Source organism: Siphonobacter sp. BAB-5405 (assembly GCF_002872335.1).
Taxonomy (GTDB): Bacteria; Bacteroidota; Bacteroidia; order Cytophagales; family Spirosomataceae; genus Siphonobacter.
This window is the reverse complement of record NZ_NJAG01000025.1, coordinates 45,479-61,593: the sequence shown is the minus strand read 5'-3', so window position 1 is coordinate 61,593 and position 16,115 is coordinate 45,479. Positions and strand designations below refer to the sequence as shown.

Sequence of the window (16,115 nt, the reverse complement as noted above, 5' to 3'; positions counted from 1 at the left end):
GACCATTAATCCGTTCAGACCTCTATGCTTTCCTCCATGCTGCGTACCCTTACGCTGGTTACGCTTACCGCAACCAGTCTCTCCGTTTATGCCGAAGACCGCAAGCCAGCGGTTGCTCCGGCGGCTACGTCTCTCGAAGGACGCTGGGATCTGACCGTTCAGTCGGGAAACAACACCATGCCCTCCTGGCTGGAGGTGACACATTCGGGTCATAACACGCTCGTGGGCCGGTTTGTGGGCAGTAGCGGCAGTGCCCGTCCGATTTCTAAAGTAACTTTTGCGGATGGGAAACTTAGCTTCGCCATTCCTCCGCAATGGGAACGAGCCACGCAGGATCTGGTTGTAAACGGAACGCTGGAAGGCGACAAGCTCAGTGGCACCATGACGACGCCTGCGGGCCAAAGCGTTTCCTGGACGGGCGTACGGGCTCCTTCGCTGGCCCGCACCAAACAGCCGAACTGGGGCAAATCGATGGATTTATTCAACGGAAAAGACCTGAAAGGCTGGAAGGCCATGGGCCAGACCAATCAGTGGGTGGTGGAAAATGGTGTACTGAAAAGTCCCAAATCCGGCTCGAACATCCAGACGGAGCAGAGGTTTTCAGACTTTAAACTGCACCTTGAATTCAAGTATCCCAAGGGAAGCAATAGCGGCGTATACCTGCGGGGACGCTATGAAGTACAGATCGTCGACAGCAAAGGACTTGAACCACAAATTGACATGCTGGGTGCCGTCTACGGTTTCCTGGTACCGAATGAACTTCCGGAGAATGACGCAGATCAGTGGCAGAGCTATGACATCACGCTCATTGGTCGCCGGGTAACGGTCGCCTTAAACGGAAAAACCATTATCTGCGACACCACCATTCCGGGTATTACGGGTGGAGCCATCGACAGCAACGAAGCCGAACCGGGTCCGATTTACCTCCAGGGCGATCACGGTCCGATTGAGTTTCGGAATATCCGGATTACGCTTCCTAAAGAATAAATTTCCCTGGTCCGTAGCCGAAGCTACGGACTTCTTTTTTCCTGACCATTCGTCCCCCTCCCGAACCTCTTTCTACGTTTTGGCTTCCTTTTCTGCGTATGCACAAACTCGCACCCCTGTTTTTTCTATGGCTGGGTATACTGACCAGTCAGGCTCAATCTACGTATCAGAAAGACTGGCATCAGTTGTACACGGCGGTTCAGCAACTTCCTTCGTACCGCGAACAGATGAAAGGCGAATCCAAAGTGGCCTACGCTTTGGGTGCGGAACGGCTGAAAAACGTTCAACCGACTTCTGACTTTCAGGAATTTTATACCTTATCCCAGCTTCTGTTGCCTTTCCGGGACAATCACCTGGCTTTTTACCAAAATCCCAAACAAGCCATTACCAAAGAAATGCTCGTCGATTCTGCCTGGATTACGGCGTATCGGCAGTCGGAATCTTTCCTGGGTTTCCCCCGGGCTACCCTGGCCCGGGATTCCCTCGAAGCCGTGTTACAAAACACCGCCTTTGATCAGGTTGAAGGCGTGTATCACTACGAATCTTACCTGCAGGTGGGAATTTACCGAACTGCCCGGAAGGACAGTTTGCTCGGCGTTGTTCTGCATTCGCGGTTACCGCACTGGCAGCCGGGACAGCTTGCGTTTATTCTCAGGGAATTCAAGCCGGATCATTTCCGGGCGTACCACGCTCACCTACTCCAGAAAACGTTTCTGCTCGTTAAAAACGAAAAATTCATCCCTGGACGGCTAACCGAAACGCCCTGGAAAAAAGAGTCCAAAACTCCGGATTACGTGAATTATTCGGGCAAGGTTTTTGAGTTAAAAGCTCTAAGCGATCAGGTCCAGTATCTACACCTGGGTAGCTTCTCAACGTCTCCGCAGGAACTTCTCAAGTCAGCCGCCTTTTACGACCGGATCAAGGATTCCCTGCACGCTCCCCAGCTGATCGTGGATCTTCGCAATAATGGCGGCGGGGGATTTAAAGCGTCCCGTAAATTTCTTCACTTGTTGCAACGCTACACCCGCCGGGGTACCGTTTATGCACTCGTCAATCACCGAACGTTTAGCAACGCCGAGCAGTTTGCCCTTGAACTTCGGAAACTCAAACGCGTAACGCTACTGGGCAGTACTACGAATGGGACACTCACGTACGGTAATAATTACGGAAAACGCATGGCCTTGCCCAGCGGCAAGTACACGCTTTACCCTACCGACATGAAGGATTCGGGGCATTACCAGCGGTACGAAGAAGTGGGAGTCGCACCGGACATTTTACTGGATTACAACCGGGACTGGAAGGAACAAACGCTGAACTATATCCGCCAGACCGCCAACCGATGAATCCTTTTGCCTGGATGAGCCGGTAAGTTTTTCTTTCGCGGCTTTACCTTGTTTAGTGACCTCAGTACCCGCGTCAGGCTTGCTGATTCGTCGAAGCAGAAGGTTCCTGAAGGGACGGTCAGGGCTTGAAATAATACTGCCGCAGTAACTGCATGGCTTCGGTTTCATCTTCGGCACAGGCTTGGCAAAAGGTTCCTACACCATCAACGGGCCCTTCGTAGTGCCAGGAAAAAGTCTTGGCGGCGTATTTGCCCTTCAAGTCGTACACCCGTAACTGATTCCCTTGCGGGGAAAGCAGTAAAACGAGTTGATTAGGAAACCGTACCTGAAAATGCCTTTGATCCTGTTTTACGTAGCGTAGGCGAAGCGTTTTACGATCCTTGCCGTACACGTACTGAATTTCAGCAGGTCGATTATTTTTTATCCAGAATGAGAATTCTTCGTAATTCTCCTGCCCGGGTGTACCGTAGGAAAAATTAGCTACGCGGTCATCGGAAGCCCGCACGCCCAGCGTAAGCATTAGAAAGGTGAGTAGCGTTTTCATGGGTTTAAGGTTTTGCAGATTTGCTACAAAATTGATACCATCCACGCTGGTGATGAATTCGATTCTGTACTTACCACCGAAAGAAAAAAGCGTACAGAAACAAGCCTACCAGAACAAATTCCACCAGCCAGATGTAGAGTATATTACGTTTTAGCATTCCCCAGATGATGATGTGAACGACTACTGCTCCAAACAAAAGTGGAACGCCGAAGAAAAATTGCAGTACGTTGTTTTCTTCCCCCAGATGCAGTAGACCCTGACCGATGATGAGCAGTCCGGCTCCGGCCATGAGGGTGAGTGGGGTTACGAATTCAAATAGCTTTTTCATGGAATAGAGGTCGGTTTTGACTTTTGTTAGAAAAAATAATACCTATGCCCAGGGTTCACGACAGGCATTCCTAAGCTTTCTTAGCTAATTCTGATCATTTCTCCCTGAAATGAATAATCTTGGCATCGAAATTTTACAGAACTAAACGTTCAACTTTTACACTACTATCTATCTATGCGTTGGTTAGGAGGTCGCGAAAGCGATAATGTCGACGACCGTCGGAGCAGTGGCTCTGGTGGCCTGATCATTGGCGGCGGCATTGGTACCGTCGTCATTGCTTTAATTGTTACCCTGTTGGGTGGCGATCCTTCCAGTATCTTAGGCAATCAACAGGCTACGACGCAGGCTCCCGTCGATCAGCAGGCCGATGACGCCGCCGCTCAGTTTACCCGTCGTGTACTGGCCAGTACCGAAGACGCGTGGACGAAGATCTTCGCCGAACAGAATGCTCAGTATCCCAAGCCGGTACTGGTCATGTACCGGGGCGTAACCTCCTCGGGCTGCGGTACGGCTCAGAACGCCATGGGGCCTTTCTACTGTCCGGCGGATGAGAAAGTCTACATCGATCTTTCGTTTTACGATGAACTGGCCGAGCGTTTTCAGGCTCCGGGGCAGTTTGCCATGGCCTACGTCATTGCCCACGAAATCGGTCACCACGTACAGAAACAGATGGGTACGACCGACAAAATGCAGGCCATGCGACAACGGCTGAGCGAAAAGGAATATAACCGTTTATCAGTACGACTGGAATTACAGGCCGACTTTTACGCGGGCGTATGGGCCAACCGGGCTCAGGGCCAAAGTGTAGCCCTGGACGAGAAAGACATTGAGCAGGCCATAAACGCCGCTCATGCCATCGGCGATGACAAGATTCAGGAAGAAACGCAGGGCCGCGTCGTACCGGATGCGTTTACGCACGGCAGTTCGGCCCAACGCGTGTACTGGTTCAAAAAAGGGTTGAAAACCGGCGATATTAAACAGGGAGATACGTTCAACAGCAACGAAGACGCCAATCTTCAGTAACATCATTTCTGTTCACCAGCGACTGCTATGGATTTTAAGGAATCGATAGCAGTCTTTTTTTATTCCATCCTCCATCCCTTGGCAAGCCTACACTTACCGGATTGAATTCTTTATCTTGTTGCATGAAAAAACCTCTGCTCTTTATTCTTACGCTCTGGTTGAACGCAGGTTTTGCTCAATCGACGTTACCTCGCATCGCCATTGCGGGATTAGGTATTGAATCCAGCACCTTTTCGCCCGCCGTTACGCACGAAGAGGCGTTTCACCCCAAAACGGGTGAGCAGGTCTTTACCTCCTACCCTTTTCTGACGCCTGACTCGCCCCTGCGGCAGCAGGCTCAGTGGTTCCCTTCGCTGGTTGGCAAATCCATTCCCGGCGGAGCGGCTACGCGGGAGGCCTACGAATCGCTGGTTACGAAGATGCTGGACCTGCTCAAGCAAAATGCTCCCTACGATGGCCTGTACCTGGATATTCACGGAGCGATGAGCGTACAGGGGCTCGACGACCCCGAAGGCGATCTCATCACGCGAATCCGGCAGGTGGTGGGGTACAAAACGCTGCTGTCTACGTCCATGGATCTGCACGGTTGCGTCACCAAACGACTGGCCCAAAACACCGACCTCATGACCTGTTACCGCATGGCTCCCCACGAAGACGCCATGCAGACGAAAGAACGGGCCGTTCAACACCTCATCGACCGCCTGAAAAGTGGCAAGGGCAAACCCGCCTACAAAGCCTGGATTCCCGTACCGATTCTGCTACCCGGTGAACAAACCAGCACCCGCATCGAACCGGGCAAAAGTCTGTACGCCGAAGTGGCTCCCCTGGCCGACAATAACCCCGGTATTGTGGATGGTGGAATCTGGATCAGCTACGCCTGGGCCGACGCTCCCCGTAATCACGGCGTCATCATGATGGTGGGCGACGATCAGGCGAAAGTGGCCAAAGCGGCGGAAAAGCTGGCGAAGCATTTCTGGGACGTTCGCTCGAAATTCGATTTTGTGGCCCCCGTAGGCAAGCTGGATGAGGTACTGTCGAAAGCCATCGCCAGCCAGAAAAAGCCCTTTTTTATCAGCGATACGGGCGACAACCCAACGGCCGGAGCAGCCGGTGATGTCACCTGGACGATTACGGAAATCCTGAAACGTCCGGAGTTCCGGAAAGCCGATGGTCCGACGCTGATTTACGCCTCCATTCCCGATCCTGCTTTTGTGAAGAAAGCCCAGGCTGTGGGTGTTGGTGGCTCGATTGAGGGTACGGCCGGAGCCATCGTCGATCACCGGTTTGCCAAACCTGTAGCGTTGAAAGGTACGGTTGAATCCATCGTGGAAGGCGACCGGGATGCCGTGGTGGAAGTAATGGTCAAAGTGGGCAGCGTACACGTCATCGTGACGCAGAAACGCAAACCCTATCATAAAGAAAAGGACTTTACCCGCCTGGGCCTCAAACCCCGCGAAGCGGACATTGTCGTCGTAAAAATCGGTTACCTTGAACCCGAATTATACCACATGCAAAAAGACTGGATCATGGCCCTGACGCCCGGTGGCGTCGATCAGGATTTGTACCGTCTACCCTACAAACACATCCAGCGGCCCATGTATCCGCTGGATAAGAACATGAAAACGCCGAATCTGTCGACTCAGTGGATTCCGGTGTCGGGGAAGTAACTGTATTCTTACCGAGCTATTGGGTAAAGCTTATGCTCAGCGATAGAAGAAGCCCCATGTATSAGCGCCTGAAACACATGGGGCTTCTTCTCTTTCCGATTGTACATCCGCTAATCCTCCGCTCCGCTGATCCCGATTTACAATCGGGATCTTATTGGTCCAGCGTCTCCGACGCGTTATTCCATCCTCACCGCAACAAAGAGCGGCTTCCCCTTACTCCGCTTCCACAAAGCGACGTTCAAATTTCTGATACTGCCGTTCAAATGTCGTCTCGTAATTCTGGGCCAGCGTTTCCAGTTTCGCTTCGCGTAATTGCTGGACGATCCGGTTCATCTGAAACAAATTGACCCGTATATCCTCGGCATCGCCATTGCTGGAAAAGTAGTAATTCAGGTTTTCATCGCAGCGTTTCATCATCGTTTGAGCCATCTCAAGAGCTTTCTGTTTTTCGCCCACGGAAATCAGGGGCCCAATGAAGCTCGCTGAAATCTGATCGTAGGGAATTGCCTGATCCGGCATCACCTCCAGACAACGCTGCAAAGCCGCTTTCGCCGTATCCAGCTTTCCTTCCTGAATCAACTGGGTCGACAAGCGATAAAAAGCCAGTCGGGCCGAAACGACGGGTATGCCGCGAATGGTATCATCGTGGTAGACATCCGGGTTGTTCATACTCCGCCAGGCCATTTTGTGCATCATTTTATCGTACATCAGTTCCGTATTGACGAACCCATCGGTGGCTCCGGCTACCTTGAACGGCATGAGTCGATATGCGTACCCTTCGATTTGCATGAATTCTTTTAAGCCCAAATAATTGGCCGGCGAGAGCGTCGAGGCAAAGTACACAGGTCGCTTAAACTGATTCTGAGCGATAATATCCAGTTGAATCAGCCGATCCTTGATGATGTCGTTCGTACCAAAATCCCAGGTCATCCGGTCTTCCGTAAACAACGGCTCCATGCCCTTCGCCACAACTTCCGATTTCTGAATGGTATCCCGGTCCAGCTTCAGCGAGAAAACCCGCGAAGGCAACACATTGATCGTTCCCAGCGACGTTTCGGCCTGAATGGCGGGGTTGTTTTCACGAACCAGTTTCAGATACTCCGTTAGATCAATGCCTTGCTTTACATTCGGATTTTCCGAGAAGATGATCTGATCGTTGATACCCGTCCGGAAGTTGTCCATCGCCAGTGAAATCGGCAACGGCTCCGATCCATCCGCTGGCTCCTTCATTTGCTGAATATACCATTCCGTCCCCAGCAACGAAAGGCAGCACACGCGTATATCTTTCCGAAAACCTTCGACCTCCTGCACGTACCAGAGCGGGAACGTATCATTATCGCCTCCGGTAAACAGAATCGCATTCGGAGCACAGGAACTCAACAGATTTCGGGCAAAATCAACGGCCGTGTACCGATGGGAACGGTCGTGGTTATCCCAGCTTTTCGCCCCCATCAATACGGGTACACCCAGGGCCAGTGCACCCGCCAGCGATCCGGCCAGTACCTGATGTTTCGTGATTTTCTGAACCAGATTTTGCAGGGTCAGTACGCCCAGTCCGGCCCATAGAGCGAAGAAATAAAACGACCCCGCGTAGATGTAATCGCGTTCGCGAGGCTCTACGGGTGGAGCATTCAGGAAAAACACCAGAGCCAGGCCCGTCATCAGAAAAGCAACGGCAATCACCAGCCAATCCTTATCCCCCTTGGTAAACTGCGTGAAAAAGCCCATCAGTCCCAGCATCAGCGGCAGGTAATAAAAGTTATCGTGCCCTTTATTCGTACGGATACTTTCGGGCAGGGCTACGCTTTTGCCCAGCCGGGGGTACCAGTCGGCCCAGAGCTGATCACTTTCCCGACCCACGAAATTCCAAAGAAAGTATCGCATGTACATAAAGCCCATCTGACGGCTAAACATGTATTGCAGGTTCTGAAAAAATGTAGGCTTCTGGTACCGCGAGGGGTCCGTGGGGTCTTTGGCTAAGCCCAGCGAGGCGGCATACAGGTCGGCATGACCGGGCAACTGCGAGCCCATGCGGGGCAGGAATGACTGCTGGTCTTTTTCCCAGATGTAGGCGGGTTCGTAGTCGTAAATCTGGTAGCGACTACCATCCGTTTTATACTGGGGTTTACCCCGTTTAAAATCCGTGACCCGAGCCGTAAACTGCGGTCCGTACAGCAAGGAGCGACTTCCGTACTGATCCCGATTCAGGTAATGCAGGTAATTGATGAGATCAGACGGATTGTTTTCATTGATCGGCGTATGAAAGTTCGACCGGATCACGATGGACGTATACGAGCCGTAACCAATCAAAATAAACAGCACCGACAGCAGAGCTGTACTGAGCATGGGTCGTTTGCGTTGCTGGGCGAAATAAACGCCGTAGCCCAGGGCCGCAAACACCAGCACCAACCACACCACTACGCCCGAATGGAACGGGAAACCGAACGAATTGACCAGTAGGCGATCCGTAGCAAAGGCGAGAGCCCCGAGACCGGAAAGCATCCCTCCATTAATCAATCCGACCAGTAAAACCCCGACCAGTACCGCTCCTATACTCTGCAAAAACGAAGGATTCTGCTTTTTGCGGTGGTAATAAACCAAGGTCAGGGCTGGCAGAATGACCAGATTAACCAGGTGTATCCCAATGGAAATACCCGTTAGATACGCAACCAGAATAAGCCAGCGGTTGGCAGCCGCTTCCTCTTCGATCAGCTCCCATCGCAGCATGGCCCAGAAGACCAGAGCGATCAGGAATGAAGACAAAGCGTATACTTCCGTTTCTACCGCTGAAAACCAGAAGCTATCGCTAAAGGTGTACAGCAGGGCTCCAACCACGCCCGCTCCGAAGATGCCAATGGCTTCACTGGCAGATACGGTAGCCGCCGTTTTACCGACGACTTTACGGCCCAGTAAGGTAAGCGTCCAGAACATGAACAGAATAGTACCGGCACTCGCCAGCACCGATACCATGTTGACCCAGTACGCGACCTGCAATGGATCACTTCCCGCCAACAGCGAAAACAATCGACCCAACATCAGGAAAATCGGTGCTCCGGGCGGGTGCGGTACCTGAAGTTTGTAGGAGCAGGCAATGAATTCGCCACAATCCCAGAAGCTGGCCGTGGGTTCGACCGTAAAAGCGTACGTAAAGAAGGCAACGGCAAACATGCCCCAGCCTAACCAGGTGTTGATACGTAAAAAGTTTTTCATAAGGTACAGCGAACATGTGAAAGGCTACGATAAGCAGGCCGAAAGTAGAACGCCGTACCAACGCTCTAAAAGTCAGAACGTTAATAGTTGTTAAGAGCGATGTTAAAAGTTGTTAGCGGAAAATGAAGTGTACATTCGAAACAGTCGCTTTCGGATTACAAATCCGAAAGAGCGTGGGTTGTAACTCCGAAAAAACGTAGATTATAAATTCGGAAGAGCTAAACGATCCAACGGCTAACTTTTAAGCGTAACACCATTATCTGCCGTAAAAGTGTCACTTTACTGAAAATAAGCGAATGCCCAAATAATCACCGGAAGTCATTCCTAAAAATGAATGTGTACTTTTACAGGCACTCTAATTATATCCACATGCTTTCCCGACTTTTTTGTTTAGCCTTCATTGTTTTAGTGTTTAGCAGTTTCAGTATTGATCCCATTGAGAGAATAGGGATTAAAGGCCCGTTTACCTTTAATCAAACCCAATTCAAACTGGCCTGGACCGCTAAGCCAAACGATTTTTATTACATTCAGGAGTACCTGCCCGCGGGCGAAACCCCGGAAAAATTTAACCAGATGATCACGTTTTATCTGCTTGATAAAAACGTTGAAGTAAAAGCAGCAGTAAGTCAGAAAGTAAAGGAATTAGAAAATCGCAAAAAGACAGATCCTACGTGTAATTACGTAGTCAGCGAAAGTCCTGACGGAAAAGAATTTATCGTTGATTTTATTCTCAGTGAAAGCCAAGGAAACGAGTTGAGTACGGTCGAATTCAATGTCTATCGGTACCAACGGGTTGAAATTCAGCCGAATCAGCCGGGTGTCCTAGTCTGTGCGTACTCCAAACGGGCGTATGAAAACGAGATTACTACGTTCCTGAAACGCTTGAAAGACGACCGGGTGGCGTTTATCAATGAGATGATTAGCCTGAATACTCCGACTGTTAAACTGAATAAATAACGGCTTTTATTACGCTTCGGATTGAACGTATTCGATTTCTATCATTTTATGAAACGTCCTCTTATTCCTGATCGTAATACGTATAATCCTTCGTAATTTTTCCCTTTTCAATTGTAAAAACGGTACAAATGGGTAATTCCCATTTGTTGCCATCGGGCATGGAGCCGGAGGATACAAATTCAACAATGACCCGGGTGTCTCCGGAAGGGTAAATACCCGTAATTTCATCGTGAATATCCGGCGTTTCCTGGTGCATGGCGGCGTACTTTTCAACGATTTGCTTTCGGGATTGCATCACGGCTTTTGTACCAAAGGCCGGATCTTTGAATTCGGTAGAATCGCTGTAAAGAGCCGCCATCCCTTCCCAGTCATGGGCGTTGAAACGTTCGTATACCTTGCGGGCGATGGTTTCGTTTTCAGGCATCTTCTTTTTTTCAGCGTCTGGCTGACAGGCGAAAGCAACTGAGGCAATCAAGCCTAGTACGAGTCGTTTCATGAAGAATAGGGAAATGAGGTAGTATAGTTTTATTCACTCATTATCAATCATTTCATTCGCCTATAGCGGCTTCATGCAATCTTACCCTTTTGCTTTCGCCCGGTTTTCCTGCATTCGGAAATCCACTATTTTCTCAATCAGTGCGTAGGGAATAGGTTGCGTAAGCGGAAACTGGACAGTGCCTTTTGCTTTTCGGTACGGGGCGAGTTCAGCCTCGAACGTACTCTTCGAAGGTACCGGGTAAAAGCCAATGTGATGTTTATAGGCCGCAAAATGCACCAGGTTACCGTGCAGCGTAAACGTAGGAATGGCGTATTTGATCGTTTCTTCGGCTTCCGGAGCGGCTTTTTTCACTACCGCACGAATTCGCTGGAGAATCGCCTGAACGTCGTCGGGAAAACCGGCGATGTATTCATCCACGCTGGCAGGCACAATGCTTTTCATACCGATCGAAGGTTTTCGCTTGCTGATACAGCAAGGTACGTTTAATTTCGGTTTGATTTATACTTTAGGCTGAGGGGGTTGGGTTGAAACCCAACCTTACTAAACAGGTCGAGTCTACGGCTCTTTGATGCTCCACTCCACTAACGCAACAGAGCTGTAGGCTCGGCACATCTCTTAAGAACGGATTTCAATCCGTTCCCAACCCTAATGAAAACGAAGTTTGTCGCCCCTGATTCGTATGTCTTTTACTTTTTTAATATTTTCCGGATTTTTACTTAATATTTTAATTAGAACCAGATTTGTCTTTTCTTTTTTGTCTGAAATATGATCAATAATGATTCGAAGCAGATTGCTTTCGTCAATAAAGTATTCGGAATAATCAGAAGTACAAATTTCTCCATCTATACTAAAAACAGTTGGCTTATTGCCTAGATCGGTGTATTTGGTTTTCAAATCGCTCAACGAAATAAGATTAGGCTTGTACGTACTTTTAGTTTCGACGTATAGCTGATGTTCATAATCGATTCCCTTTACCTGTATTTTTTTGTGCTCAACCGTTATGCTTTCTATTTGTTCAGGTGGTATACCCGCGACGGGAATATTTCCCGCGAATTGATCATTTACAAAAACAGCCAGATTCTGATTTTTTAGTTTTGCGGATTGCTCCAGATGGACTACCCGAAATACCGTATCCGGAACTACTGGAATTGATGGGTTGATCGCTTTTCCAGCAACCTCTTTAGGCATTTGTCCATAGACGGCTATCACCAGAAAAGTAAGTATTAAGCAGAAAAGATATTTCATCGCTTTAGAATTTAAAAGGTAGTGAGGATTAAGGAATCAAGTACGTTCATACGGCCAGATTTCCTGTGGTTAAATCTGTAATTGCGAAACAAGGTAAATACCCTAGGTAGGTTTGATGTATTCCTTAAGATTTTTTAACCCCTCTTTTTATTTATGGCAGGCATACCTTTTCTTGCCTCCATACGCTAATTCCTCAGCCATGACCCGTTATCTCATTGCCGCTCTCCCACCTGAATCTATCGCCGAACCCATCTGGGCCTACAAACGCTACGTATCCGAGCACTACGGCAGTGTTCGGGGTTTGCGGGTATTGCCGCATATCACCTATGTAAGTCCGTTTACCTTGTCCGAAAAGGTACCTATTTCGTCGTTGGCACAACAACTGGAATCTTTTTTGGGAAGCTTTCAGGCCGAAACTATTCAGCTGACTGATTTCGGATATTTTTCCACGAATCGGGGCCACGTGATTTATGTAGCCGTTGAGAAGACGGAACGCATGGAGCAACAGTATCTTACACTCGATGCGTTTGTGCGGGAAAGCCTGCAAGTATCCCTGCCACCGATCCATTCCGTATTTACACCGCACCTGACCATTGCGTACCGGGACCTGAGTCGCCGGCAGTTTGAACAGGCCTGGCCCTATTTTGAGCAGGAATCCTTTTCCGCTCGTATGCCTTTAGACGCCCTCTGGCTGTTGCAACACACGGGCAAGCAGTGGGAACCGCTTCGAAAATTTGACTTTGCCAGTAACGCTTAACTAGTTAGAGTTAGCCATAAAGGCACGAAGTAAATAGAAGCCTCACGAAGAAGCATTACTGGATCGATCGTAGTGAACGCTTCAGCCAATTCCTATCGAGTGATAATCTGTACTGGTCCCCGCAAGCCCGCCTCCAGTAACGGTCTGCCCTCCAGTCGGTACGGGGCGGTGGTAGTAGTGATGCGTTGTTTTTCGGGCAACCGATGGTCTCCTATGAGCCGATTCGCCCAGGTATTACTCACTTCGATTTGCAATTGATTTTCTCCGGCTTTGAGGTATGACGTGAGTTCAACGCGGTACGGAAACGTCCATGCTACGCCGCAGGATTGGCCATTAAGCTTCACCTCAGCCATATTGGCTACTTTCCCCAAATCCAGCCAGTAGCGACCTTTTTGATCTGACCACTGAAAGGTTTGCGTATACGTAGCCGTACCCGAATAGTACCGAATGGACGAGTCGGCATGCTGACTCCAATCGCTAAGTGTAGCGAAAGTTTGAGTTTGGGCGGGGCCGCCGAACGCCGGATCAAACTGTACCTGCCAGGGTTGTGACAGGGTTTGTACGCGTTGTGATTCCTTTGCCACCTGACCCGTACCTTCGTTTTGCTTCGTCGGTTTTCGGAAAATGACGAATACGGAAGCATTCGGCTCCAATCGAAGCGTTACTTCCGTCCGGTTGGGGTGCATTCGCCACTGATCGGCGTTCAGGAGTTCGTCGGTGACGGCATCGTATAGTTCCGGCTGTTTGCCCCGCACCCGAAAAGAAGCCGTAATTTCCCGTACCTTTTCCTGCTGATTTCCAATAAAATACAGATCCATGTCAGCACTGCGGCGGTGCGTCCAGGCGAGGTCTTTAGCGTATGTACCGTTCGTCTCTGTGAACGCTACATCCCGTTCAATCCCCAGCGACGCGAAAGATTCCAGTTCATAAGGCAATTGAATGACCCGGCCTTTGCCTAACGTCTTGGCAACTAGTCCGTTTTCCATTTCAAAACGCCCCTCCCATAATTCATTGCTAACCTCCTTCGCCCCTTTTCCGGCGGCAAAAAAAGCCTGATCTTCGATCAACACGGTGGCTCCGGCTTTCGCCAGAGCAACCAGCTTGTTAGCCGTTTCGGGCGTTACGAAAGGCTGATTTACGTTCAGTGGATGCCTGCCGGGAACGACCACAATCCGATACGCCGTACCCGGAGCAAAACGTACGCTGGAATCGCTTACGGTAGCCAGTCGGGTCAACGCATCGGCACTGAACGAGTCGTAGGTGTAGCCCCGCAGGGGATCAACCCAGTGTTCGGGATCCGCCATGTTGGCCGAATGCGATACGCCCAGGGGTTTGACGCGTAAGGGTTCGCCTGTATTCGCCAGTCTCCGTGCCTCGCTCTGTACGCGTTCCTTTCCAAAAATACCCGGTAAGGTGTTTACCAGTCGGTCGGGCAATACCGAACGCCGGGGCAAATCGTCGCCCGTAAACACGGCGACGTCCGCCACGGGTTTTCCCAGTTGGAGTAAGGTCTGGCAACGCCGGGCGTACTCCACCCAGGCCCGACCGGGTTTCCACCAGGTTTGATCACGTTGGAAGTACAGCCCTACACCGTCGAGGGTCATGCCCGGCTTGCGATCCAGCCAGGGATTGTGCGAGAAAACGTGATAGACCAGTTTGTTGATTCCCAGGGCATAGTTTCGATCCTGCAAGGTTTTGAGCATACCGGGGTACTCCGACCAGTCCATGCGAACGGTGGTAAAGCCTTCGGCCTGTACGATGTTTTTGCCGTAAATGTGAGCTGCCGACGTGGCGTCGAGCATGTCATTAGGCTTATCGTGCGTGGGACTATTCAGCCAGAATTCGCCCATCGGAATATCGACTTTCCGGTAATGAGCCAGTCCGTCGCTCGTCATCGTTGGAGCGACGCTTTCCGCCGAAAATTGTACGCCGTGCTGTTTCGCCAGTCCGGCCAGGGTCGTATAGAATTTGTCCACGACCAGTTCCGCTACCGTTCGCCGCAGGTCGTACAGCACCTGTTCGGACGTCTCGGCCGATACCAGCGGAATCCCCGCCAGCACGGGCAGGTACGGCAGTAGATCGTAGCCCCGGCGTTTTTTAAATTCCGCCGGAAACGTGACCGACCAGTTCTGACTCCCGCATTCCCAGCTATCCACGTGCAGTACTTTCAGCACGTCTTTACTCGGCCCAATCTGCCGCTGGGCCTCACCGAACCAGCGATTGAATTGCAGCGTAATGGCCTGCGGGTTGAATTTGTCACATTCCAGTCCCTTACCGGCTCCGGCGGTGGCGTTGGTGTGTCCGGTGGAGGTATGGCCCATACGAATGATCGTCCAGGTACCGGCGGGAGCCTGCCAGTCCAGCCGACCATCGGCCTTGAGTTTACTCGTCAGGTTAATGATTTTGTTCAGCGGTACGCATAATTCCCGGGGAAGCTGCTGTTCCGTCGAACGCGGACTCACCCGCCAGACCAGAGCCGATTTTCCCTCGTACTGATGAATTTTGGGCTCGGCGGATAATGTTAGTCCGGTAAGCTTTAGCGTAGGTTTCCATTTCGCCGCGTCCAGGTCTTCGGCCCCCGGTTCCGAGCCTTTTTTGTCGGAAATGAAACGAAAATACCGGGCCGTAGTCGTCGGAATGGCGTGGGTGACATCCGCGTCGGTATCCTGCCAGCCGTGCCGGGGCGGCTGTAGCTGCGTCACGGGCCGGAAGGTTTTGCCATCGTTACTCGCTTCCAGTTTCAGCCGATGGGCCTGTACGTTATTGCCGGGCGTTCGCACCAGTAATGACCGAACCGTAACGGGCTGCTCATACGCGTACTGAATCCAGCAGACGGTATCGCTTCGGAAGGCCTGCTTGTTGGTGGGATCAATCAAAAACTGCGGAGAGCTTCCGGACTGACTGGAAGTTATCACTGGTTTGGAAGCGATCGTAGGTGAGGCGGGAATGGCGAACACCGCAATATCCTTGTAGTAGTTTTCCTGCGTGGGCGGTTGCGGCAACACGCCCGAAAATGGCTGATTCCCCTGCACCTGCGTCGTGGCGTATACCACTTTCTGCATCGATAATTCCGGCGTAATCCAGGGTCCTCCGGCCAGAGCAAAACCATCGCTCACGTGCATGCCCATCTCCAGCTTCAGCCGTTTGGCTTCCTGCATGGCGTGGCGTACCAGATCCCACCAGTGCGGCGTGAGTTGTTCGGCTACGGGTGTGTACACGGGCGGATTCTTCGCTCCCTGAATCGGCATCAGGTACGCTCCCCCGATCCCCGCCGCCTGCATGGCTTCCAGGTCAGCCGTAATGCCCGCTTTTGAAACGCCCGCCTGCATCCAGTACCAGAATACCCAGGGTTTGGCCGATGAAGGCGGATTCGGCACGAGTTGCGTCAACCCGCTGCCCGACTGGGCAAAACCTGTCGTACTAAGGAGCCAGCATAAAGAGAAGAGTAATTTTGGAAAACGGATAAGCCTCATACAAGTAAATTACGGTATCAACCCAAAACCTTCGCCTTTTTCTAAAGGCCCGAACGCTTTAGAGGAAAGACGGATTTTAAGT

The 16,115-nt window shown here is 50.9% G+C and carries 13 protein-coding genes; 6 read left to right on the top strand and 7 right to left on the bottom strand.

What is annotated here, in order from left to right:
• Positions 1-36 precede the first annotated feature (36 nt).
• On the top strand, positions 37-987 hold the full coding sequence (locus BWI97_RS17735; RefSeq protein ID WP_102202200.1) for a DUF1080 domain-containing protein: 951 nt from the start codon (positions 37-39) through the stop codon (positions 985-987).
• A gap of 98 nt (positions 988-1,085) precedes the next feature.
• Positions 1,086-2,330 carry a S41 family peptidase gene (locus BWI97_RS17730; protein ID WP_102202190.1) on the top strand — a complete coding sequence of 415 codons (1,245 nt, stop codon included), beginning with the start codon at positions 1,086-1,088 and terminating at the stop codon, positions 2,328-2,330.
• Positions 2,331-2,448: 118 nt separating this feature from the next.
• Here BWI97_RS17730 and BWI97_RS17725 read toward each other — a convergent pair whose 3' ends face one another.
• Positions 2,449-2,874, bottom strand: a complete 426-nt coding sequence (locus BWI97_RS17725) for a hypothetical protein (RefSeq protein ID WP_102202189.1) — start codon at positions 2,872-2,874, stop codon at positions 2,449-2,451.
• Positions 2,875-2,944: 70 nt separating this feature from the next.
• On the bottom strand, positions 2,945-3,202 hold the full coding sequence (locus BWI97_RS17720; protein WP_102202188.1) for a hypothetical protein: 258 nt from the start codon (positions 3,200-3,202) through the stop codon (positions 2,945-2,947).
• 174 nt (positions 3,203-3,376) lie between these two features.
• On the opposite strand from BWI97_RS17720, the gene BWI97_RS17715 reads away from it, so the two are divergent.
• Positions 3,377-4,225, top strand: coding sequence for a neutral zinc metallopeptidase (locus BWI97_RS17715; RefSeq protein ID WP_094808787.1), 849 nt, complete (start codon positions 3,377-3,379; stop codon positions 4,223-4,225).
• Between the two features lie 122 nt (positions 4,226-4,347).
• Positions 4,348-5,892, top strand: a complete 1,545-nt coding sequence (locus BWI97_RS17710; protein WP_102202187.1) for a M81 family metallopeptidase — start codon at positions 4,348-4,350, stop codon at positions 5,890-5,892.
• 213 nt (positions 5,893-6,105) lie between these two features.
• On the opposite strand, the gene BWI97_RS17705 is transcribed toward BWI97_RS17710, so the two are convergent.
• Positions 6,106-9,102 carry a DUF2723 domain-containing protein gene (locus tag BWI97_RS17705; protein ID WP_102202186.1) on the bottom strand — a complete coding sequence of 999 codons (2,997 nt, stop codon included), beginning with the start codon at positions 9,100-9,102 and terminating at the stop codon, positions 6,106-6,108.
• Positions 9,103-9,471: 369 nt separating this feature from the next.
• Here BWI97_RS17705 and BWI97_RS17700 point away from each other — a divergent pair, with 369 nt between their 5' ends.
• Complete coding sequence (locus tag BWI97_RS17700; protein ID WP_102202185.1) at positions 9,472-10,059, top strand: hypothetical protein; 588 nt, start codon at positions 9,472-9,474, stop codon at positions 10,057-10,059.
• Between the two features lie 61 nt (positions 10,060-10,120).
• Here the strand turns inward: BWI97_RS17700 and BWI97_RS17695 are convergent, their stop codons facing one another.
• The 3 genes from BWI97_RS17695 to BWI97_RS17685 all read right to left on the bottom strand — a co-directional run bounded on the left by BWI97_RS17695 (position 10,121) and on the right by BWI97_RS17685 (position 11,803).
• Entirely contained in the window at positions 10,121-10,555 is a 435-nt protein-coding gene (locus tag BWI97_RS17695) for a nuclear transport factor 2 family protein (protein ID WP_094808789.1), read from the bottom strand.
• Positions 10,556-10,636: 81 nt separating this feature from the next.
• Positions 10,637-10,999, bottom strand: coding sequence for an iron chaperone (locus BWI97_RS17690; RefSeq protein WP_102202184.1), 363 nt, complete (start codon positions 10,997-10,999; stop codon positions 10,637-10,639).
• A gap of 204 nt (positions 11,000-11,203) precedes the next feature.
• Positions 11,204-11,803 carry a hypothetical protein gene (locus tag BWI97_RS17685; protein WP_102202183.1) on the bottom strand — a complete coding sequence of 200 codons (600 nt, stop codon included), beginning with the start codon at positions 11,801-11,803 and terminating at the stop codon, positions 11,204-11,206.
• A gap of 199 nt (positions 11,804-12,002) precedes the next feature.
• On the opposite strand from BWI97_RS17685, the gene BWI97_RS17680 reads away from it, so the two are divergent.
• The gene (locus BWI97_RS17680) at positions 12,003-12,560 is read left to right on the top strand and encodes a 2'-5' RNA ligase family protein (protein ID WP_158242784.1); all 558 of its coding nucleotides are present in this window, start codon (positions 12,003-12,005) and stop codon (positions 12,558-12,560) included.
• A 92-nt stretch (positions 12,561-12,652) separates the two neighbouring features.
• Here the strand turns inward: BWI97_RS17680 and BWI97_RS17675 are convergent, their stop codons facing one another.
• On the bottom strand, positions 12,653-16,033 hold the full coding sequence (locus BWI97_RS17675; protein WP_102202181.1) for a glycosyl hydrolase: 3,381 nt from the start codon (positions 16,031-16,033) through the stop codon (positions 12,653-12,655).
• Positions 16,034-16,115 lie beyond the last annotated feature (82 nt).

Bases quoted from the DNA above. Each gene is read 5' to 3' on its own strand.
- BWI97_RS17675 (WP_102202181.1), bottom strand. From the start codon at position 16,033: ATGAGGCTTATCCGTTTTCCAAAATTACTCTTCTCTTTATGCTGGCTC.
- BWI97_RS17700 (WP_102202185.1), top strand. From the start codon at position 9,472: ATGCTTTCCCGACTTTTTTGTTTAGCCTTCATTGTTTTAGTGTTTAGC.
- BWI97_RS17725 (WP_102202189.1), bottom strand. From the start codon at position 2,874: ATGAAAACGCTACTCACCTTTCTAATGCTTACGCTGGGCGTGCGGGCT.
- BWI97_RS17680 (WP_158242784.1), top strand. From the start codon at position 12,003: ATGACCCGTTATCTCATTGCCGCTCTCCCACCTGAATCTATCGCCGAA.
- BWI97_RS17720 (WP_102202188.1), bottom strand. From the start codon at position 3,202: ATGAAAAAGCTATTTGAATTCGTAACCCCACTCACCCTCATGGCCGGA.
- BWI97_RS17705 (WP_102202186.1), bottom strand. From the start codon at position 9,102: ATGAAAAACTTTTTACGTATCAACACCTGGTTAGGCTGGGGCATGTTT.
- BWI97_RS17710 (WP_102202187.1), top strand. From the start codon at position 4,348: ATGAAAAAACCTCTGCTCTTTATTCTTACGCTCTGGTTGAACGCAGGT.
- BWI97_RS17715 (WP_094808787.1), top strand. From the start codon at position 3,377: ATGCGTTGGTTAGGAGGTCGCGAAAGCGATAATGTCGACGACCGTCGG.
- BWI97_RS17735 (WP_102202200.1), top strand. From the start codon at position 37: ATGCTGCGTACCCTTACGCTGGTTACGCTTACCGCAACCAGTCTCTCC.
- BWI97_RS17730 (WP_102202190.1), top strand. From the start codon at position 1,086: ATGCACAAACTCGCACCCCTGTTTTTTCTATGGCTGGGTATACTGACC.
- BWI97_RS17685 (WP_102202183.1), bottom strand. From the start codon at position 11,803: ATGAAATATCTTTTCTGCTTAATACTTACTTTTCTGGTGATAGCCGTC.
- BWI97_RS17695 (WP_094808789.1), bottom strand. From the start codon at position 10,555: ATGAAACGACTCGTACTAGGCTTGATTGCCTCAGTTGCTTTCGCCTGT.
- BWI97_RS17690 (WP_102202184.1), bottom strand. From the start codon at position 10,999: ATGAAAAGCATTGTGCCTGCCAGCGTGGATGAATACATCGCCGGTTTT.